Origin of the sequence: Pseudomonas sp. KK4 (assembly GCF_001984065.1) — a bacterium.
In the GTDB taxonomy this organism is placed as follows: domain Bacteria; phylum Pseudomonadota; class Gammaproteobacteria; order Pseudomonadales; family Pseudomonadaceae; genus Aquipseudomonas.
Genome location: NZ_LYVP01000114.1, coordinates 1 through 16,857 on the forward strand (window position 1 = coordinate 1; position 16,857 = coordinate 16,857).

Annotated in this window: 11 protein-coding genes and 1 pseudogene; 6 read left to right on the forward strand and 6 right to left on the reverse strand. The window is 60.8% G+C overall.

Annotation, left to right across the window (positions count from 1 at the left end; translation table 11 throughout):
- Both B0W55_RS30885 and B0W55_RS24565 read left to right on the forward strand, forming a co-directional pair.
- Positions 1-332: pseudogene (locus tag B0W55_RS30885) on the forward strand (hypothetical protein); the annotation flags it as partial.
- Between the two features lie 107 nt (positions 333-439).
- On the forward strand, positions 440-823 hold the full coding sequence (locus B0W55_RS24565; protein ID WP_077048503.1) for a hypothetical protein: 384 nt from the start codon (positions 440-442) through the stop codon (positions 821-823).
- Positions 824-913: 90 nt separating this feature from the next.
- On the opposite strand, the gene B0W55_RS24570 is transcribed toward B0W55_RS24565, so the two are convergent.
- The 5 genes from B0W55_RS24570 to B0W55_RS24590 form a co-directional block, all read right to left on the reverse strand.
- Entirely contained in the window at positions 914-2,344 is a 1,431-nt protein-coding gene (locus tag B0W55_RS24570; protein WP_077048504.1) for a sigma-54 dependent transcriptional regulator, read from the reverse strand.
- A complete protein-coding gene (locus B0W55_RS24575) occupies positions 2,313-3,803 on the reverse strand; it encodes an ATP-binding protein (RefSeq protein WP_077048505.1) in 1,491 nt (496 codons plus the stop codon). Before B0W55_RS24575 ends, B0W55_RS24570 begins: the two co-directional genes overlap by 32 nt.
- 102 nt (positions 3,804-3,905) lie before the next feature.
- Positions 3,906-5,060, reverse strand: coding sequence for an SCO family protein (locus tag B0W55_RS24580; RefSeq protein ID WP_077048506.1), 1,155 nt, complete (start codon positions 5,058-5,060; stop codon positions 3,906-3,908).
- Positions 5,057-7,858 carry a multicopper oxidase domain-containing protein gene (locus B0W55_RS24585; protein ID WP_077048507.1) on the reverse strand — a complete coding sequence of 934 codons (2,802 nt, stop codon included), beginning with the start codon at positions 7,856-7,858 and terminating at the stop codon, positions 5,057-5,059. Before B0W55_RS24585 ends, B0W55_RS24580 begins: the two co-directional genes overlap by 4 nt.
- 186 nt (positions 7,859-8,044) lie before the next feature.
- On the reverse strand, positions 8,045-9,493 hold the full coding sequence (locus B0W55_RS24590) for a HAMP domain-containing sensor histidine kinase (protein WP_077048508.1): 1,449 nt from the start codon (positions 9,491-9,493) through the stop codon (positions 8,045-8,047).
- A 283-nt stretch (positions 9,494-9,776) separates the two neighbouring features.
- Between B0W55_RS24590 and B0W55_RS24595 the strand changes: the two genes are divergently transcribed.
- From B0W55_RS24595 to B0W55_RS24610, 4 genes are read left to right on the forward strand one after another with little or no spacing between them, the layout of a single operon-like run.
- Positions 9,777-11,123: a hypothetical protein gene (locus B0W55_RS24595; protein ID WP_077048509.1), complete on the forward strand. Its 1,347-nt coding sequence runs from the start codon at positions 9,777-9,779 to the stop codon at positions 11,121-11,123.
- A gap of 35 nt (positions 11,124-11,158) precedes the next feature.
- A complete protein-coding gene (locus B0W55_RS24600; protein ID WP_077048510.1) occupies positions 11,159-13,405 on the forward strand; it encodes an Ig-like domain-containing protein in 2,247 nt (748 codons plus the stop codon).
- Positions 13,406-13,465: 60 nt separating this feature from the next.
- Positions 13,466-13,927 (forward strand): curlin, encoded by a 462-nt coding sequence (locus B0W55_RS24605; RefSeq protein ID WP_077048511.1) that lies wholly within the window; start codon positions 13,466-13,468, stop codon positions 13,925-13,927.
- A 27-nt stretch (positions 13,928-13,954) separates the two neighbouring features.
- Positions 13,955-15,403: a curlin gene (locus B0W55_RS24610; protein WP_077048512.1), complete on the forward strand. Its 1,449-nt coding sequence runs from the start codon at positions 13,955-13,957 to the stop codon at positions 15,401-15,403.
- Positions 15,404-15,521: 118 nt separating this feature from the next.
- Here B0W55_RS24610 and B0W55_RS24615 read toward each other — a convergent pair whose 3' ends face one another.
- Positions 15,522-16,601 carry an RHS repeat-associated core domain-containing protein gene (locus B0W55_RS24615; RefSeq protein WP_077048513.1) on the reverse strand — a complete coding sequence of 360 codons (1,080 nt, stop codon included), beginning with the start codon at positions 16,599-16,601 and terminating at the stop codon, positions 15,522-15,524.
- Positions 16,602-16,857: the final 256 nt, after the last annotated feature.

Here is a 16,857-nt window from a genome sequence, read left to right on the forward strand (position 1 = left end):
TGTTGGGGGGGCGGGTCTTGCGGTTTCTGGGCCGGTTGTCCTATTCCATCTACCTGACCCACGCGGCGGTTCTGTTCTGTGCAGTGTCGGCCTTCATGGTGGCGAGAAAATTCCTCGGTGTTGACATCGCTCCGATGATTGACGGGACGCGTTTTCTTGACACCGGCCACGCGCTGTTGAACAACGTCATCGCTTTTCTGGTCGCGGGCCTGGTGGTGCTGGTGTCGATGTTCACCTACCGGTATATCGAGATGACCGGGCAAGCCCTGGGTCGAACCCTGGCCAACAGACCCGTGCAGGCCAATGCGCTCTTGAGGCCGGATGCAGAGTAAAGGCGCATCGGCCCCCTCTGGTAGCCGCCAAGTCGTGTTTGTTCAGGGCACGCTATAGTTAATGGCCTTGGGGATATGCGTGAACATCCGATGCCGCAGGTGCTGCCATGAACACGATCGAACAGACGCTGTTGCTTGCCCTTTGCCTGACCGCCGCCACCTGTGTCCAGGCCGATGACAGTCTGATGCAAACCGAGCAGTCGAGCAGTGAATTCAGTTATTACGGGGACGACCAGCCCTTTGCCCACCCGGCCCCGCCTTCATTGAGCACCGTGCCGCCGGGGGCGTACATTTCTTCATCGCCCCAGACGTTCACCCCCGTATCGAGCGAACACGTATTCTCCGATTCACGCCTGCCGACGGTGGCCGATGCCACCGTGCGTGTGTTCATCCGCACCTACGATGAGGAGCGCGGCGTCTACGTCAACCAGGAAGTCCTCGACCCGACGTGCATGCTGGCCTGTCTGCGTACCCCAGGCCCCGCCCTGTAGGAGCGAGCTTGCTCGCGATGGACGACAGAACACCGCGGGGTGTCAGGCACCCAGCGTTATCGTTAACGACCCTCGCGAGCATGTTCGCGCCTACCACTGGCGTTTGTCCGGCCGTGCCAGGCCGAGTTTTTCGATGCGGTAGCGCAGCATGTCGCGGCTCAGGCCCAGCAGCCGGGCGGACTTGGTGACGTTCCAGTCGGTCTTGTCGAGCATCTTGCGCACCATGTCGCGCTCGACCTCCGGCAGGTTCATCGACTCGGTGCCGTTGTAGACCGGGCGCGGTTCGCTCGGTGGCATCTCGTGCTGGAACAGCGGCGGCTCATCCACCAGGCTCATGCATACGTTCAGTTGATGGGCCGCGACCACATCGCTTTGCGCCAGCAGCACGGTCTGCTCGAGCATGTTGCGCAGTTCGCGCACGTTGCCCGGCCAGCTGTAGTTGAGCAGCAGCTCTTCGGCCTGCTCACTGAAGCGCAGGTGCGGCTTGCCATAACGTTTGCCGTGGGCCGCCAGGAAATGCCGGGCCAGCAGCAGGATGTCTTCACCGCGGGCATACAGGCGCGGCACCTTGATCGAGATGATGCGCAGGCGGAAGAACAGGTCGCGGCGGAACTTGCCCTGCTGGACCATTTGCTCGAGGTTGCAGTTGGTGGCGCTGATCACCCGCAGATCGACCTTGCGCTCCTTGACCGCGCCCACCCGGCGGATGGTCCTGTCTTCGAGCAACTTGAGCAGTTTGGCCTGCAGGATCAGGTCCATTTCCCCCACTTCGTCGAGAAACAGCGTGCCGCCATCGGCCGCTTCCACCAGCCCGACGCGACGGTCCTTGGCATCGGTGAAGGCGCCCTTCTCGTGGCCGAACAGCTCCGACTCCACCAGGTTGGCCGGAATCGAGGCGCAGTTGAATTCGATGAACGGACCCTTGGCTCGCGGGCCGTCGAAATGCAGGGCACGGGCCACCAGTTCCTTGCCGGTGCCGGTCTCGCCTTCCACCAGCACCGGCGGCAGATCGGTGTTGGCCATGCGCCGCTCGGCATCGAGCAATTGGGTGATGGTGCCCTTGAGGTAAACCATGGGCGCCGATTCGCCGATCAGCGCCTGTACCCCGGATTTCTGCGCTTCGCGCTCCTGATAGAACGACAGGGTACGCTCCATCCGGTCGGTGGCCATGGCCTTGTCCAGCAGCAGTTTGAGTTCCGGCAGCGCCACCGGTTTGGTCACGTAGTGGAACGCGCCTTCCTTCATCGCCACCACGGCGTCTTCGACGTTGCCGTAGCCGGTCATCATGATCACCTTCAGATCCGGCGCGCTGATGCGCAACTTCTGGATCAGGTCGTGGCCACTCATGCCCGGCAATGAGTTGTCGGTCAGCACCACATCCGGCGCGAAGGTCTTCATTTGCTCCAGTGCGTCTTCAGCCGAGTGACAGACCGTTACCTCGAAGTCCTTGCGCTCCAGGTAGGTCTGAATGTTCTCGGCGAGGAGTTCATCATCCTCGACCAGCAGAATGCTGTGTTCCATATTCCCCTCCCGTTGCCACTATAAAATTCAAACAAACACGGGTTCCTTCCTGCTCCCGACTGGTCAGTTCGACCGAGCCTTGGAAACGCTCCATTATCCGTTTGACCAGGGCCAGGCCCACGCCCAGCCCCCCTTGTTTGGTGGTGAAGAATGGCTTGAAGACCATTTGTTGCTGCTGCTTGGTCATGCCCTTGCCGGTGTCATTGAGAATCAGGCTCACCTGGCCGGGCAGCGGTGTTTCAATCTCGATACTCAGCACGCCGCCACCGGGCATGGCCTCCAGGGCATTGGCGAACAGGCTATTGAGAATTTGGGTGAGCAGCACCTGTTGGCAGACGACCGGTGGCACGCTTTTGGGAGTGAAACTCACTTGCACATTCGAGCGTTTGATTTGGGGTTCGAACGCACTCAGGGCATCGTCCACGGCCAACACCAGGTCGACGTCTTCGTAGTCGTCATTGACCGGTCGCAACGACACCAGCAGCTCGCGCACCCAGCGCGACATGCGATCGACCTGGCTGATGATGTCGCCGATGTTTTTCTGCGCATGCTGGTTGGCGATCTCCTGGGCCAGTTCGGCACTGGAGCGGATATTGGCCAATGGATTGCGCAGGCTGTGGGCCACCGCCGAAGACATCTCGCCCAAGGCGACGAAGGTTTCGTTGGCCACCAATTGTTTTTGCTGGCTCTGCAACAGAATCGCCGCACGGCGCACGATCCAGAACAGCCCCAGGTAAATCGCCGCCCCGCCTAGCAGTGTCGCCAGCCAGATCGCCTTGAATCCGCGCTGGATGCGCTCCACCAGATCGATCGGCTCCTTGTAGATTTCCACCATGGCGATCACTTTGCTTCTGTCGGCGTTGAACATCGGGATGTAGTTCTCGATGAACAGATACTCAGGCTCACGCAACAGCTTTTGCTCAGGACGCTCTTCGTCGATTTCGTGGTAGCTGGTCGATACGGTCTCCTTCATTTCAAAGGACTCATCCAGCTCTTCGTCACCTTCGACCCGCATGCCGACCATCTCCGGGTTGGTCGACCAGACCACCGTGCGATCAAGGGCATACACCACCGCCAGCAAGGTATCGGGCAGGTGCTCGACATGATCGAGAAATTCAACGCGGGCAGCGGCACGAGCACCTGGCGCGACATCGGGATAGGCATTATCCAGGCGCGGATCGAGCATTTCGCCCATGGTCCTGTTCGTCGTGATCCCGGCATGACGTATTTCGGCATCGCCAATGGCATGGATGAATTGCGCGGTGAGCATCGAATCGCGCTCGATGCTCTCCTCGACCACAAAACGCGTAGAAATGTAGCCCAGCCCCAGGGCCACGGCAGCGATGATGAAAAAGCTTGCAAGGGAGAACCAGCGCACCAGATTGAACGGTGGCCGCCACTCCTTGCCTTCTGCTGCCAACGTGAGCGCAGGTTTTTTTTGTTCTTCCAGAATCTGCATGGGACTGTCCTGGTCGCTTGTCATCAGGCCTTATCAGCTGCGTCTCGCATCAGTGTAGGTGTCATTGATCATCACTGGCGGCGCATTGAAAGTATTTAGCCACTATTGCACCGTCGGCCCTTGAGAACCAGCGGGCACGGCAATGGCGTGGTGGTGTTCGGGCTCTTCGTTTTCTGCTGTCATCGGGGTTGCCGGAGGGTGCTGGCGATCGGTTTCTTCCTGAAGAAACTCGATGATCGACTGCGCCGAATGCTCATCCATGCGCAGGTTGGGCATGGGGATTTTATTGAACCGATCAAACAGCTCCAGGGCGATCGGGTCTTTCTCGGCGAGCATGCGGTCCGGCTCGCGGATCCAGCGATTGAGCCAGGCCGGATCGCGCTGACGGGTCACACCGATCAGGTCCGGGCCGATGCTGCGCAGGCCGATGCCCTCCCCGTCCAGCGGGCCGAGGCTGTGGCACGAGGCGCAGCGGGTGCGGAACAGCTCTTCGCCATTGCTCGGCGGGCGGATCTCGGGGGCGTTGGCATAGCTTTGTTCGATGCTTGGCTGTTTCCAGTTCTGCAGGGTGTTGGCCAGTTGATCGGCCAGGATCCAGGGGTTCTCGAACGGTGAGGCTTTCATCCAGCGACCGGTTTCCTGATTGCCGACGATCAGGCTCAGGTTGTGGTCCTTGCTGCGGCCGTTGTCGACGCCTTCGATGAACAGCCCCAGCTTTTGCCGAAGCTCGGTGACATCGGCGAATTCCCCAGTGAGGAACTGCCAGCCCGGCCCGACCTGGAAGCGCTGCGCATAGGCCTTGAGCACTTGAGGGGTATCGCTCAACGGGTCGATGCTGATGGAGTAGAAAAAGATGTCCTTGCCGACCCGGTCGCCGAGCAACTTCTGCACTTGGCGCAGGCGCGCGGTTTCCAGCGGGCAGGAATCGCTGCAGGAGGTGAAGATGAAGTTGATCACCACCACCTTGCCCTTGATCAGGTCATCGAAGAAATGCACCTGCCGACCGTTCTGGTCGGTCAGCAAGGTGTTGGGGAAATAGTCGCCACCCCAGGGGGTGGCGGATGTTTCGGCTGGTTTCTCGGGTGCCGCTGCAACGGCTTGCGCAGCGGCAGGAGCGGGAGCGGGTGCCGAGGGCGCCTGGTTGGCCACCAGCAACCGGCTGGCCAGCAGACCGGTCACCAGCACCAGTATCAAGTGCATGCCCAAGGCGCGTGAGCGTGGTGTAGGCAACGTCATGTCGGCACCCTCCCTTTTCATTGCTTGACGGTCACTTTAGGACCCGAGCCGTCGCCAGTACGGAAGGTTGGCAGTGCGGCAGAGTTCACGTAGCGCACGCCATCCCAGCTAGGCAGCGGTGTCGGCATCAACTGGAATTGACCGGGCTTCTCGATGTCCCAACGCAGCAGCATCGAGTTGTCCTCATGCTGGGTGTTGTGACAGTGCTCCATGTAAGTCCCGGCGAACTCGCGGAAGTTGATCGCCATCTCGACACTGTCCAGGCCGTCTTTTTCCGAACCGATGCGGTACACGTCCTTGCGCGCCCATTTTTCCCACTCTGGCGGCGCCTTGCCGCCCCGGCTGAGGATGATCCCCTCCTCGAAGTGCACGTGGACCGGATGGCTCCAGCCGGTGCCGCCCGCCTTGATGTTCCACACCTCAAGGGTGCCGAAACCGCTGGTGCCGGCATCGGTGGGACCGGTTTTGAGCTGGGTGGCCGCGTTCAGGCGACGAGGGTCCATGTGGAAGCCGAAGCCGCCATCGGTCTTGACCGTCCAGGGTGCCTCATCGGTGCCGTCGGAACGGCCAAAGGTGAAGGTACGGTGGCGGGCGTTGGCCAGCAGTGCCTTGTCGGCAGCGTTGTCGCGGTGAATCTTCAACGGGATCATCACCAGGCCTTCGGCCTTGCCCGGTTTGGCCGGCTCGTACAGCGAAGGGTCCATGGCCAGGTCCTGACCGGTGTAGGCCTTGACGTTGAGTTGCAACACCTTGCCCACCGCCGGATCACCCTTGTCCCACTGCGGTCCCTTGCTGGTTTGCTTGATCACCGCCAGGTATTTCTCCGACAGCACGTCGGCCAGCGGGATGGGTTCTTTCGGACCTTTGCCGTCGTCGTGGGCCAGCAGGTTGACGAAGAAGATCTTGTCCCCCGGCTTGATGCCGCTCTTGGCGAAGTTGACGATGATGTCAAAGCGCTCGGCGATGCCCTGGGTCGGCAGGATGGCGTTGTGGTTCTGTTTGTCGCCGTCGGCGTCCAGGTCCATGGTGCCGTCGAACGGCACGGCGTGTTCCATGATGTTGCCGTCGTTGGCGATCATGTGGAACGGCACCCGGGCATAGGACACACCCGAGCCTTTGGGCCCCTGGAATTCGCCGCTGGTGCCCTTGATTTCCCGTACCAGGGCGAACTTGTAGTAGCGCGACACCGAGCCGTTGAGCATGCGGAACCGATAGCTGCGGGCCCGCACGTCCAGGGTCGGTTTCCAGCCCCAGTTGACCACCACTTGGTCACCGAGGAAGCCATCGGTGTTGAACGGGTTGAACCACAGTTGACCGTTCTGATCCCAGGCCTTGTCGGCGAACACCAGGTTGACGTCATAGTCGCGGTTACCCCAAGGCAAGGCGCTGCCGCTGGGGAAACGCAGGTTGACCCCGTCGTTCACCGATTCGTTGCCGCGGTCCAGGGCGCTGTAGTAGTTCATCATCGCCGCGTTGCCCTTGTAGACGTTCTGCGCGGTGAAATCGAGCATGTGGTCGTGGAACCAGTGGGTGCTCATGGTCTCGCGCCAGTCGCCGCGGATCTTGATCGTGCCGTGGTCGCAAGTCTTGCGGCCGGGGCTCATGTCATTGGTCCACAGGGTCTCGCCCGGTGCACAGGGGAACGCCGCCCGCGGGTCCTCCGCCTTGGTGTTGATGCTGTCGTAACCGGCCAGCTGGATCGGCCAGCGATAGTCGTAGTACTGCCCGGGGAAGAAGAATGCGTTGGCATAGCCGTCGCTTTCGGCCGGTGCGTGACCGTTGTGTTCATGGGTGCTGATGGTGTGCAGACCGAAGCCCATGTTGGCCCCCGGGTCGATCGGCAAACCGTTGTAGTGACGCATCAGCACCGGTTGGCCGTAACGCACCATCAACAGTTTGGGCGGCAGGGTGCCGTCGAAGGTCCACACCGAGTTGTGTTTCTGCACCGGCATCAGCGGATGCAGGCGCGGCTCGACGCCCTTGGAAGTACCGTCGGTTGCCGCAATACCGGCGACGTTGTGGTACAGGCCACCGGGACCGAACTCGCCCACGGCGTAGTGGTGCATCTGACGATCGTCACGCAGGCCGCCGTTGGTCCGGATACCGGTCTGCACGGTCTTGTAGGCGTTCTGCGGGTAGAACTCGTTCCAGCGCTGGTGGGACCAGCCCTTTCCTGGTGGGCGACCTTCGGCGGATGAGCCGATATGGCGGTTGAGGAAGTATTCGATCTGCGCCTGCCACGGGTTGCGGTCCACCGAGTTGGAGTACTGGCTGGGGAAGGGTGTCAGCCCTGGCTGCCGCAGGAACGCATCGAGCGCCGCGCTGGGTGGCGCACTGCGGGCGACACTGGTGGGGTCTTGCTCCGGCAACGGGCCAATGCCCGGCGGTGGAAACGGCAGTTGCGCCGCTGGCGTGGTGGGGTCGAGTTTTTCCGGCCCGAATTCTTCGAACAGCAGCATTTGCTGGGTGAACGGCTGGGCGCCGAACAACGGACTCGGCTTGCCATTGGTGGGGTAGTTGAAACTGGTCTGCTGCGCTGGCGGCAGCTGGTTTTCCACCCGGGTGCTGTCCCGAGTGCCTTTGACGCCATCGGGCAGGTCGAACGAGTCCTGGTTGGCCTCCGGCATGGTCAGGATGGCATTCAACGCTGCGGCCTCGTCGGCCGGTTCGTCGTAGTAGGCCGAAGGATCGGTCGGTTCAGGCTGTCGTTCGTCGTCGATCGGGCTTGCGCGCAGCATCCCTGTGCTTAGCGTCATTGATATAAGGACGCTCAAAGGCGTCAACAACCACTTGGAGGGATACCGCGATTTTGTGTCCATCACCTGCCGCCTCGTATGCGTGAAGGGAGTGATGGAGGTTTTGCAATTCCCTCGCCAAATTTGTAACCGTTTTATACGAAAGTATTAACGCTTATAAAAACAATGGCTTATCAACATCAATGTGCCATGACCGGGGAAAGTGACTGGGGAATGACACCCGCTAGCGGGGAAAGTTCGCACCCAATATCAGGGAACCAACTTGAACGACAGACGGACAGACGTGCCCTCGCCTTCGCGGCTGTCGAGGGTCACGGCGCCGCCGAAGCGCTCCATGATGCGCTTGACCAGGACCAGCCCGACACCGAGCCCGCCCTGCTTGGTGGTGAAGAACGGCCGGAAGGCCATTTTCCGTTGTTCCTCGTTCATCCCCTTGCCGGTGTCGCTGATCACTACGCTCACGCCTTGTGCATCGGTCGGCTCGAGGAAAACGGACAGGGTGCCGCCTTCGTCCATGGCCTCCAGCGCATTGGCCACCAGACTGTTGAGGATCTGCGTCAGTTGCACCTGCTGGCTGAGCACCATGGGCGTTGCCTTGGGCTCGAACACGACCCGGATCCGACCCTTGGCGATCTGCTGTTCGAAGGCCATCAGGCTGTCATGCAGGGAGGCCACCAGGTTCACGGGTTCGGCATCGTCGGTGAGCGGGCGCAATGATTGCAGCAACTCGCGTACCCATTTCGACATACGGTCGACCTGGCCGATGATGTCCTTGATGTTCTTGTGCGCCGCGCCGCTGTCGAACTCCAGCGCCAGCTCGGCGCTTGAACGGATGGTGGCCAACGGGTTGCGCAAACTGTGGGCCACCGCCGAGGACATTTCCCCCAGGGCGACGAAGGTTTCGTTGGTGATCAATTGCTTCTGCTGGGTTGCCAGCAGGATCGCCGCGCGCCGCACAATCCAGTACAGGCCGAAATAAATCAGTGCCCCGCCCAGGGCCGTGGCCACCCATATCAGCACCAGCCCGCGCTCCATACGGTTGATCAGGTCCTTGGGTTCCTTGTAGATCTCGACCATGGCCGTGACGTTCTTGCCGTCGGCGTCGAACAGCGGGATGTAGTTTTCGATGAAGATGTATTCCGGCGGCGTGACGAACTTCTGCTCCATGCGCGACTTGTCCACGTCGTGGTAACTGGCCGACACCGGTGTCTTGTTGGCGAAGGCCTGGTCGAGGTCTTCATCGGCGTGGATCGTAGTGCCCATCAACGCCGGGTTGGTCGACCAGATCACCATGCGGTCGGGGGCGTAGATATTGGCCAGGATCACGTCCGGCAGGTGCTCGACGTGGTCAAGGAATTCCCCCCGGGCGTTGGCGCGGGCCATCGGGTCGACGTCGGAATATTCCCGGTCCTTGCGCGGGTCGAGCAAGTCACCCATGGTCCGCACGTGGGGAATCGCCACGTGGCGTACTTCAGCCGAGGCGATCGCCTGAATGAATTGCGAGGTGAGCAACGCATCGCGCTGCACGCTCTCGGTGATCACGAACTTGGTCGACACCGAGCCCAGCGCCACCGCCACAGTACCGATCACCGCCATGCTGATGAGCGAAAACCAGCGCAGCAGATTGAACGGCTGTTTGCGTGTGCTCAGGCGCATATCGCCCTTGTCGGACTGAAGTGTCCTGGCCAGCATGGTCATTGATGTTTTGTCCCCGGATGCCCCTATAGATTTATAGCTCACTGCTGGCCGTTTGCCCGTCTTTGGGCAACGACTGTCCCGCCTTGTCCCGCTGCCCCCACCTACCCCCAACTCTGGGGAAAGAGGCCCGCTCCCACTGTTGGGGGAACCCTTCCCCATTGTCCGGTGAACGCCTTTGAACCGGGCCTCTCATGGCAATTTTCACGGGTTGGCATGGGAGTTGCCGACTCTCCCTCAACTGACCCACCTCCAAGGGACAGGTACTCTGATAGAGGGAATACTCATGCACCCTTTACTGTCCAAAACCGCGCTCGCACTGGCTGTGACCGCTCTGGCCCAAGGCGTTGCCCAGGCCGCGCTGTTTGCTGTAGACCCCGGACCCTACCTGCCCGCTACCGGCAACTTCGCTTCCTGGTATCAGGACACCCACGGCCGCACCCTTGATCTGTGCCTGTCAAAGGCTGTCAGTTCCAGGGTACCAAGCGCGCCAGGTGCACCGACCTACATGTGTAATCTGCTGCCCAATCCCGGCATTTTCGATGACACGCAGCCGGTGGTTTTCCCGACGAACTTTCCTGACGAAGCGTTCTGGTTTACCGGTGACGGTACGATTGTCGATGCTGCGCGTGGTATCGATCTGACCTACGTCAGCGCCGTTGAGGCCGCGTTCAGCGGTGGCGACCCCCTGGAAGGCGACCAGATCAGTTTCGCCCGCATCCGTATCCGGGTCGACGTGCCCACAGCCGGCGTCTACACCATCACCCACCCCTACGGCGTCGACATCTTTGACGTGCCTGCCGGCGGACGCCGGGCGATCAACATGACCCGGGACATCGGCATCGGCGTGGCGAAAACCTATGACGGCGCGCTCAAGGGTGACATTGGCCCCTTCCTGCGCGGCGCCAACGGCCCCTACACCGAAACCAACCCGGTCACCGGTCAGGCCGAACAGTTCGTCGGCGACCCGAACCTGCTGGAGGCTTTTACCGGCAGCCCGTTCAACACCAACTACATCCGCATAGAAGGCCCTAACGGGCTGGACTTGCGCACCACGGTGATGGCCATTTCCGGCAAGTTGTCGACCGTGGCCCGGCCCACTCCGGTGATCGCCGAGCGCAGCACGTACTCGCGTAAAGCAGGCAGCAGTGCCCCGGTGGCCCAGCAGGACGTGTTCGTCATGGCCCCGCCACCGCCCGCCTTGGTGACCCTGGACAGCAACAACCCGGTGTTGAAGCTGACCGAAGCTGACACCACCGGCCATTGGTACGCCCAGTCGGCCACCAATCCGACCCTGCCCAGCACCCTGCAGGTGACCGCCGATAACCACTTGGCGATCCCCACCAGTTCGCCGACCACCGTGCCCATGCCGCTGACCGACCTGGTGGTGATCTCCCAGGCCCAGTACAACCTCAACACCGGGCAAATCACCATCGTGGCCTCCACCAGCGATGAAACCTCGCCGCCGGTACTGACCGCCACCACGAGCACGGGTGTCCCCATCGGTACCCTCAGCGGCAACGGCGCGGAGAAAACCCTGTCGACCGGCCTCTCGCCGATACCACCGGCCAAGGTTCGCGTGACGTCATCCAATGGCGGCAGCGACACCGAAGAAGTGGTCATCGTGCAATGAACGCTCACATGGCCAGATCCTCATCAGGAGGCATCATGAACAAATTGCCACGCCTGGCGCTCAACGCCCTGGGACTGACTCTATCGCTGTCCGGCAGCGCTTTCGCGCAACTCGCCGCCGTCGACCCCGGCCCCTATACCTTTGCCTCGGGCAAGTTCCCGATCTGGTATCAGGACAACAATCAACTGTCGATGGAACTGTGCCAGTCCCGGGCCGCGAGTTCGCGGGTGCCGGCCAGCACACCACCGGCCTACATGTGCACCCTGCTGCCGACCCCGGGTGTGTTCGACGACACCCTGCCGATGGTGTTTCCGGATAACTGGCCAGACGAATCCTTCTGGTTCCTCGCCGAAACCGCTATCCCCAACAACGCCGCCGGTTACGGCATGGACGCCTACGTCGCCGGGATAGAAGCGGCATTTGCCGGCGGGAACCCGCTCGATGGCGATCAGATCAGTTTTGCGCGGATTCGCATGCGCATAAACGTGCCCGTTGCCGGGACCTACACCATCACTCACCCGTATGGCGTGGAAACGGTCAACGTCACCACCCCGGGTCGTCGCGCCATCAACATCACCCGAGACATCGGGGTCGGCGCGCCAGGCGTATTCAGCGGGGCATTGGCCGGTGCCGTCGGCCCGTTCCTGCGCAGCCTCAATGGCCCCTACACAGAGGTGAACCCGGATACGGGCGCCGTCGAAACCTTCGTCGGCGACCCCAACCTCACCGAACAAGTCACCGGCAGCCCCAACAACACCAACTTCGTCCGCATCCAGGGCCCTGCCGGTACGATCGAGACCAACCTGTTCACGGTGTCCGGTAAAGTCCTCGACAATCGGGCGCAAACCCAAGTGGAACTCAACCGGGCCACCTATCGCCGTACCACCTCGGGTACAGGCACCAGCACTCGCGTCGAGGTCTTCGCCAAAGCCGATAACAGTTCGACGCTGTGCTTTCGCGAAAGCATCGCCCTGGTTCCCGGACCACCACCTACGCCTTGCCAGACCACGCTGGTGGGCGACGGTACCGGCCAGTTCTTCGGCAACCACCTGATCACCGGGCCTGTGCCACCGGTCGTGGTGGTCACTGCCACCAATCCGGCCGGCACCACCCGCCCTACGGCGGTGTCGAGCAAGCTCAGCGATGTGGTGAAAATCGAGACTGCTCGCTACAACTGGAGCAATCACAGCCTGCTGATCCAGGCGCGGTCCACCGATGAAGTCGCCGTGCCGGACATGGTTGCCCAAGGGTACGGACGCCTGACCAAATCCGGCACCCTGCAAACCCTGACCATCGCCGATCTGCCGCAACCACCGGCCACTGTCACCGTCAAATCCGCCGCCGGCGGCAGCGACGTCGAACCTGTGGTTGTGGTGGGCACGGCACCGGACACCGGTGAGAACCAGGCACCGCTGTCCGTCGCCGACACCGGCAGCACCAGCTTCGGGGTGCCGATCACCCTCAGCCTGCTGACCAACGACAGCGATCCGGACAACAACACGCCGCTGACCATCACCGCGCTGACCCAACCGGCCGCCGGCCAGGGCACCGTGGCGTTGAACGGTACAACCGCCGTCGTGTACACCCCACCGGCCGTGGTCAACGCACCACTGACCACCACCTTCACCTACAAGGCGCAAGACGCCAAAGGCCTGGCCTCGACCACCCCGGCGACCGTGACCATCACCGTGGCGCCCAACCAGGCGCCAACGGCTGTCGCCGACGCCGCCACCACCCTGGGCGTGGCGATTCCGATCAGTGTGCTGGCTAACGACACCGATCCGGAAAACAACCTGCCGCTGGCGATCAACAGCTTCACCCAACCACCGGCAGGTCGCGGCACCGTCAGCAGTAATGGCACGGTCCTGACCTACACCCCACCGGCCACGGTGACCACGGCCTTCACCACGACCTTCACCTACTTCGTGCGGGACAGCTTCGGCGCTGTGTCGGCGACGCCGGCCACAGTCACGGTGCAAGTCTCGCCACGGCCTGCTGCGGAAACCTTCACGGTGACCACGGCGACGGTGTCGGCCCGATCCAACAACCGCTTCACCTGGGACTTTGCAGGGACGTCCTCGGTGACCACCGGCAACACCATCACCATCCAGGTCACGACCCCTACCGGGCTGCAGACCCTGGGCACCACCACGGTGCCGGTGACCGGTCGCTGGAGGTTCACGGCGAACAACCTGACCACGGTGATCCCGTCGGCGAACCCGACCGCCACCATCACCTCCTCCCAAGGCACGGTGCGTACGGTGCAAGTGATCTCCAACTGAGTCCACGCCCTCTCGACTCGCCGAGTCGGGAGGGCAGGCTCTTCGCATAAGGAACACGCCATGAAAACGTCGACCGCCGCCCTGCTCTGCCTGCTTCTGCTTTGCAGCAGTGCAGGCGTGCGCGCCGACGACTTGATGGAAAACGATGACCTGGCCCCCGGTGCCGACCTGGGCGAGCTGCCACCCCCTGTGGGCCAGCATGCCCTGATCGACCAGAACGGCCAGGCCAACATCGCGCTCGTGCAACAGAACGGCCAGTCGCTGCTCGGCCAGATCGTACAGTCGGGCAGCAATCAGGAAGCCTACATCCTGCAACAAGGCAGCGACCTGATGGCCTTGATCAACCAGCAAGGTTCCGGCAACTCCGCCTCCATCAACCAGAGCGGCAGCCACAACCGCGCGCAGATATCCCAGAACGGCAACAACAACGACGCCAACATCGTCCAGGCTGGCACGGGACAGCAAAGTGCTGTGACCCAGGCAGGAAATGGAATGAGCGTATCGGTCACTCAATATCGCTAAAGCACTGCACTCCTTGGAGGTTTCATCATGTTCAAATTGACGCCCCTTACCGCCGCCATCCTGGTTGTTGTCAGTGTCCAGGCATTGGCCGATGACAGCGTGTCCACCCAGAACCAGTCCGGTACCGCCAACATCGCCGACGTCAAACAGAGCAACGCGCCGTTCAGCACCGCCACCCAGCAGCAACTGGGTGAAGGCAACGACGCCGCGGCTGTGCAAGACACGGCCACCAGCACCATCACCCAGACGCAGATCGGCAATCTCAACGCCGGCTACGCCGAGCAATTGTTCGAAGACAACAGCAGCATCACCCAAAACCAGATCGGTGCGTCCAACACCGCCCATGCCAGCCAGTCGATCGGTGTCGGCAATGGCCAGGCGCTGCAACAGCAGGAAGGTACTGGCAACTTCTCGTTCGTCTATCAGGACAGCCAGGAAGGTACCTCTGGCAAGACCTACCAGTACGGCGACAACAACGAAGCCAACATCGAACAGATTCAACTGGGCGGCAACAACAATGCCGTGATCATCCAGTACGGTGACACCAACTACGCCACCGCCGAGCAGATCGGACAGATGAGCGGCCAGATCAGCATCAACCAGGCCGGCAGCACCAACTACGCCTACGGTGACCAGCGCTACGGCGAAGGCGGCAACCTGACCATCAACCAGTACGGCGACGGCAACGGCACCGAAGTCTGGCAGGACACCCAGGTCAATGCCCAGGCCACCATCAACCAGTACGGGCAGACCAACGAAACCATCGTCGACCAGAGCTTCGGCGAAAACAACGTGGCCAACGTGCTGCAGGTGGGCGACCTCAACGCCATCTACGCCGACCAGTTCGAGTCCCTGGGGTCCACCGTCGCGCTCTATCAACAGGGCACCGGCAACGTGCACTTCACCTACCAGAGCGGCGACAGCCATGTGCTCAACGCCACCTCGGTGGGCAGCGGCAACAAGGTCTACGCCAGCAACTGGAAAGGCCCGCAACTGGGCGGTCAGTTCGGCAGCAACCAGCGCGCCACCGTCAACCAGAACGGCACCAACAACGTCGCCAGCTTCAAACAGGATGGCGTCGGCCACATCATGACCACCAACCAGACAGGCACCGGCAACAAAACCACGGTCAGCCAGGCCAACGCGTATAACGAGCTGTACTTCGATCAGAACGGTACCGACAACATCCTGATCTCCGATCAGCGCGGCACCACCAACCTGGCCCAGGGCAGCACCAACGGCACGGGCAACAGCACCGAGTTCAACCAGGAAGGCAGCGGCAACCAGGCCTTCACCACCCAGCTGTACGGCGACGACAACATGATCACCGTCAAACAGGCTGACACCATGAACGTGGCCTACGTCACCCAGGGCGGCACCGGCAACATCGCCAGCGTCGACCAGAGCGGCAACTACCAGACGGCCACCGTGCAGCAGATGGGTTCGGCCAACCAGGCAACAGTGTTGCAGCAATAATCGCGCGGCATGAAAAAACCGCGGCCCGGTGGGGGTCGCGGTTTTTTTATGGGCTGGCTGATAGGGTGGGAAAAGCGGGTTACTTGAGGTTGATCGGTAGCGTGAATGTCGTCTTGTCTTACTCGAAGTAAATATCTCTGATCCGATAAGCCTCTTCTGAAAAAGCAATAGGTCCGATCGCACGATAATTTTCAAATTCACTCCTATAGAATTTAGCTTCTGCCTTGTCGGGACGCAGATGAAGTGGCACTTGAGCGTCAAACTCCCCTCTGGAGGCCGCCCATAGCCTCTCTGTGGAAAACACTCGAGTATGTTTCCCGCCTTTTAAATAATTGAGTAACTTAAGCTTTTTACTATGACTTGCGGGTACGCCTGTCATCTTTTCAACTAACGCGACCTCTCTTTTGGTATCGGCGAGATCGTTCAAAAATTTGTTAATCCAATTACGTTTATTACCTCCCAAATATGAAAGATGGGCAATACGGTTACGTGCTTCGATAGCTGTTTCGGGTGAGACACCAGGTTTGAGAGAGTTTTTTGTCGGGTACATACCAATCAAATCTATAGTGTTTGTTTGTTTTATTTGCATGAGTTCTGTCTTGAACGCTGCCGAGGATTTGGCAAACCGACGCCAGCGCGCCAAAACTGTGGCGGCTATCAACGGAGAATGTCCGTCGGGGTCAATGGAGTTGATTGGATCCCCCAAACAATAGGCATACGCATTCATCCCGCCTTTTTTGAATGGACTCAACGTGTCCGCACTGATGAACCTCATCAACACAGGGTTGAACGCTCGGTAGCCATTGCCTAATAAATAGTGCCCGGTTACCGGATCCGGTTGCTCGCCGTTGAAACTCAGGAGGCTCAGTAATTCACCGGCCGCATGGCGATTACCATAGGCAGAATACCTGACGGGACTGGGCGGTAGATTGGCGGTGAGCGTGTGCAAAATCGAGCGTTGTCGATCGGTTGCCAACAGCAGAGTGTCGAGTTCGACGCCTTCACTACGCTGCTGCCCCAATAGTTGGTCACCTTGCTGAAAGATGCGATACCGCAGTGCACCTAGTATCTCAGTGGCCAATCTTGCTCGGCAGTAAAACCTTTGACTCACCGGTGCATCCGTTTGGGCCTGATTGACAAGGCGGTCCAGTGGATCGAAACGGTATTGGCACAGCAGGTGTTGACCGGGCGAGGACATGGGGTAACTCCCAATGTTCCGAGTGAGTGCTGAGTATCCGATGGAACATTGAGGTTGGGTACTAGCAGAACTGATAGTGCGTTCTGACAACCGGCTTACTACATATAAAAGTCTTACCAGGTCTACTCGTTGACAGGCTTGCAGCACTCGTTGCGCGGCATGAAAAAACCGCGGCCCATTGGGGGTCGCGGTTTTTTATTTTCTGAATCCAGCGCAGCCCTCTGTGGCGAGGGAGCTTGCTCCCGTTGGGTTGCGA

Bases quoted from the DNA above. Each gene is read 5' to 3' on its own strand.
- B0W55_RS24565 (WP_077048503.1), top strand. From the start codon at position 440: ATGAACACGATCGAACAGACGCTGTTGCTTGCCCTTTGCCTGACCGCC.
- B0W55_RS24570 (WP_077048504.1), bottom strand. From the start codon at position 2,344: ATGGAACACAGCATTCTGCTGGTCGAGGATGATGAACTCCTCGCCGAG.
- B0W55_RS24575 (WP_077048505.1), bottom strand. From the start codon at position 3,803: ATGCAGATTCTGGAAGAACAAAAAAAACCTGCGCTCACGTTGGCAGCA.
- B0W55_RS24580 (WP_077048506.1), bottom strand. From the start codon at position 5,060: ATGAAAAGGGAGGGTGCCGACATGACGTTGCCTACACCACGCTCACGC.
- B0W55_RS24585 (WP_077048507.1), bottom strand. From the start codon at position 7,858: ATGGACACAAAATCGCGGTATCCCTCCAAGTGGTTGTTGACGCCTTTG.
- B0W55_RS24590 (WP_077048508.1), bottom strand. From the start codon at position 9,493: ATGACCATGCTGGCCAGGACACTTCAGTCCGACAAGGGCGATATGCGC.
- B0W55_RS24595 (WP_077048509.1), top strand. From the start codon at position 9,777: ATGCACCCTTTACTGTCCAAAACCGCGCTCGCACTGGCTGTGACCGCT.
- B0W55_RS24600 (WP_077048510.1), top strand. From the start codon at position 11,159: ATGAACAAATTGCCACGCCTGGCGCTCAACGCCCTGGGACTGACTCTA.
- B0W55_RS24605 (WP_077048511.1), top strand. From the start codon at position 13,466: ATGAAAACGTCGACCGCCGCCCTGCTCTGCCTGCTTCTGCTTTGCAGC.
- B0W55_RS24610 (WP_077048512.1), top strand. From the start codon at position 13,955: ATGTTCAAATTGACGCCCCTTACCGCCGCCATCCTGGTTGTTGTCAGT.
- B0W55_RS24615 (WP_077048513.1), bottom strand. From the start codon at position 16,601: ATGTCCTCGCCCGGTCAACACCTGCTGTGCCAATACCGTTTCGATCCA.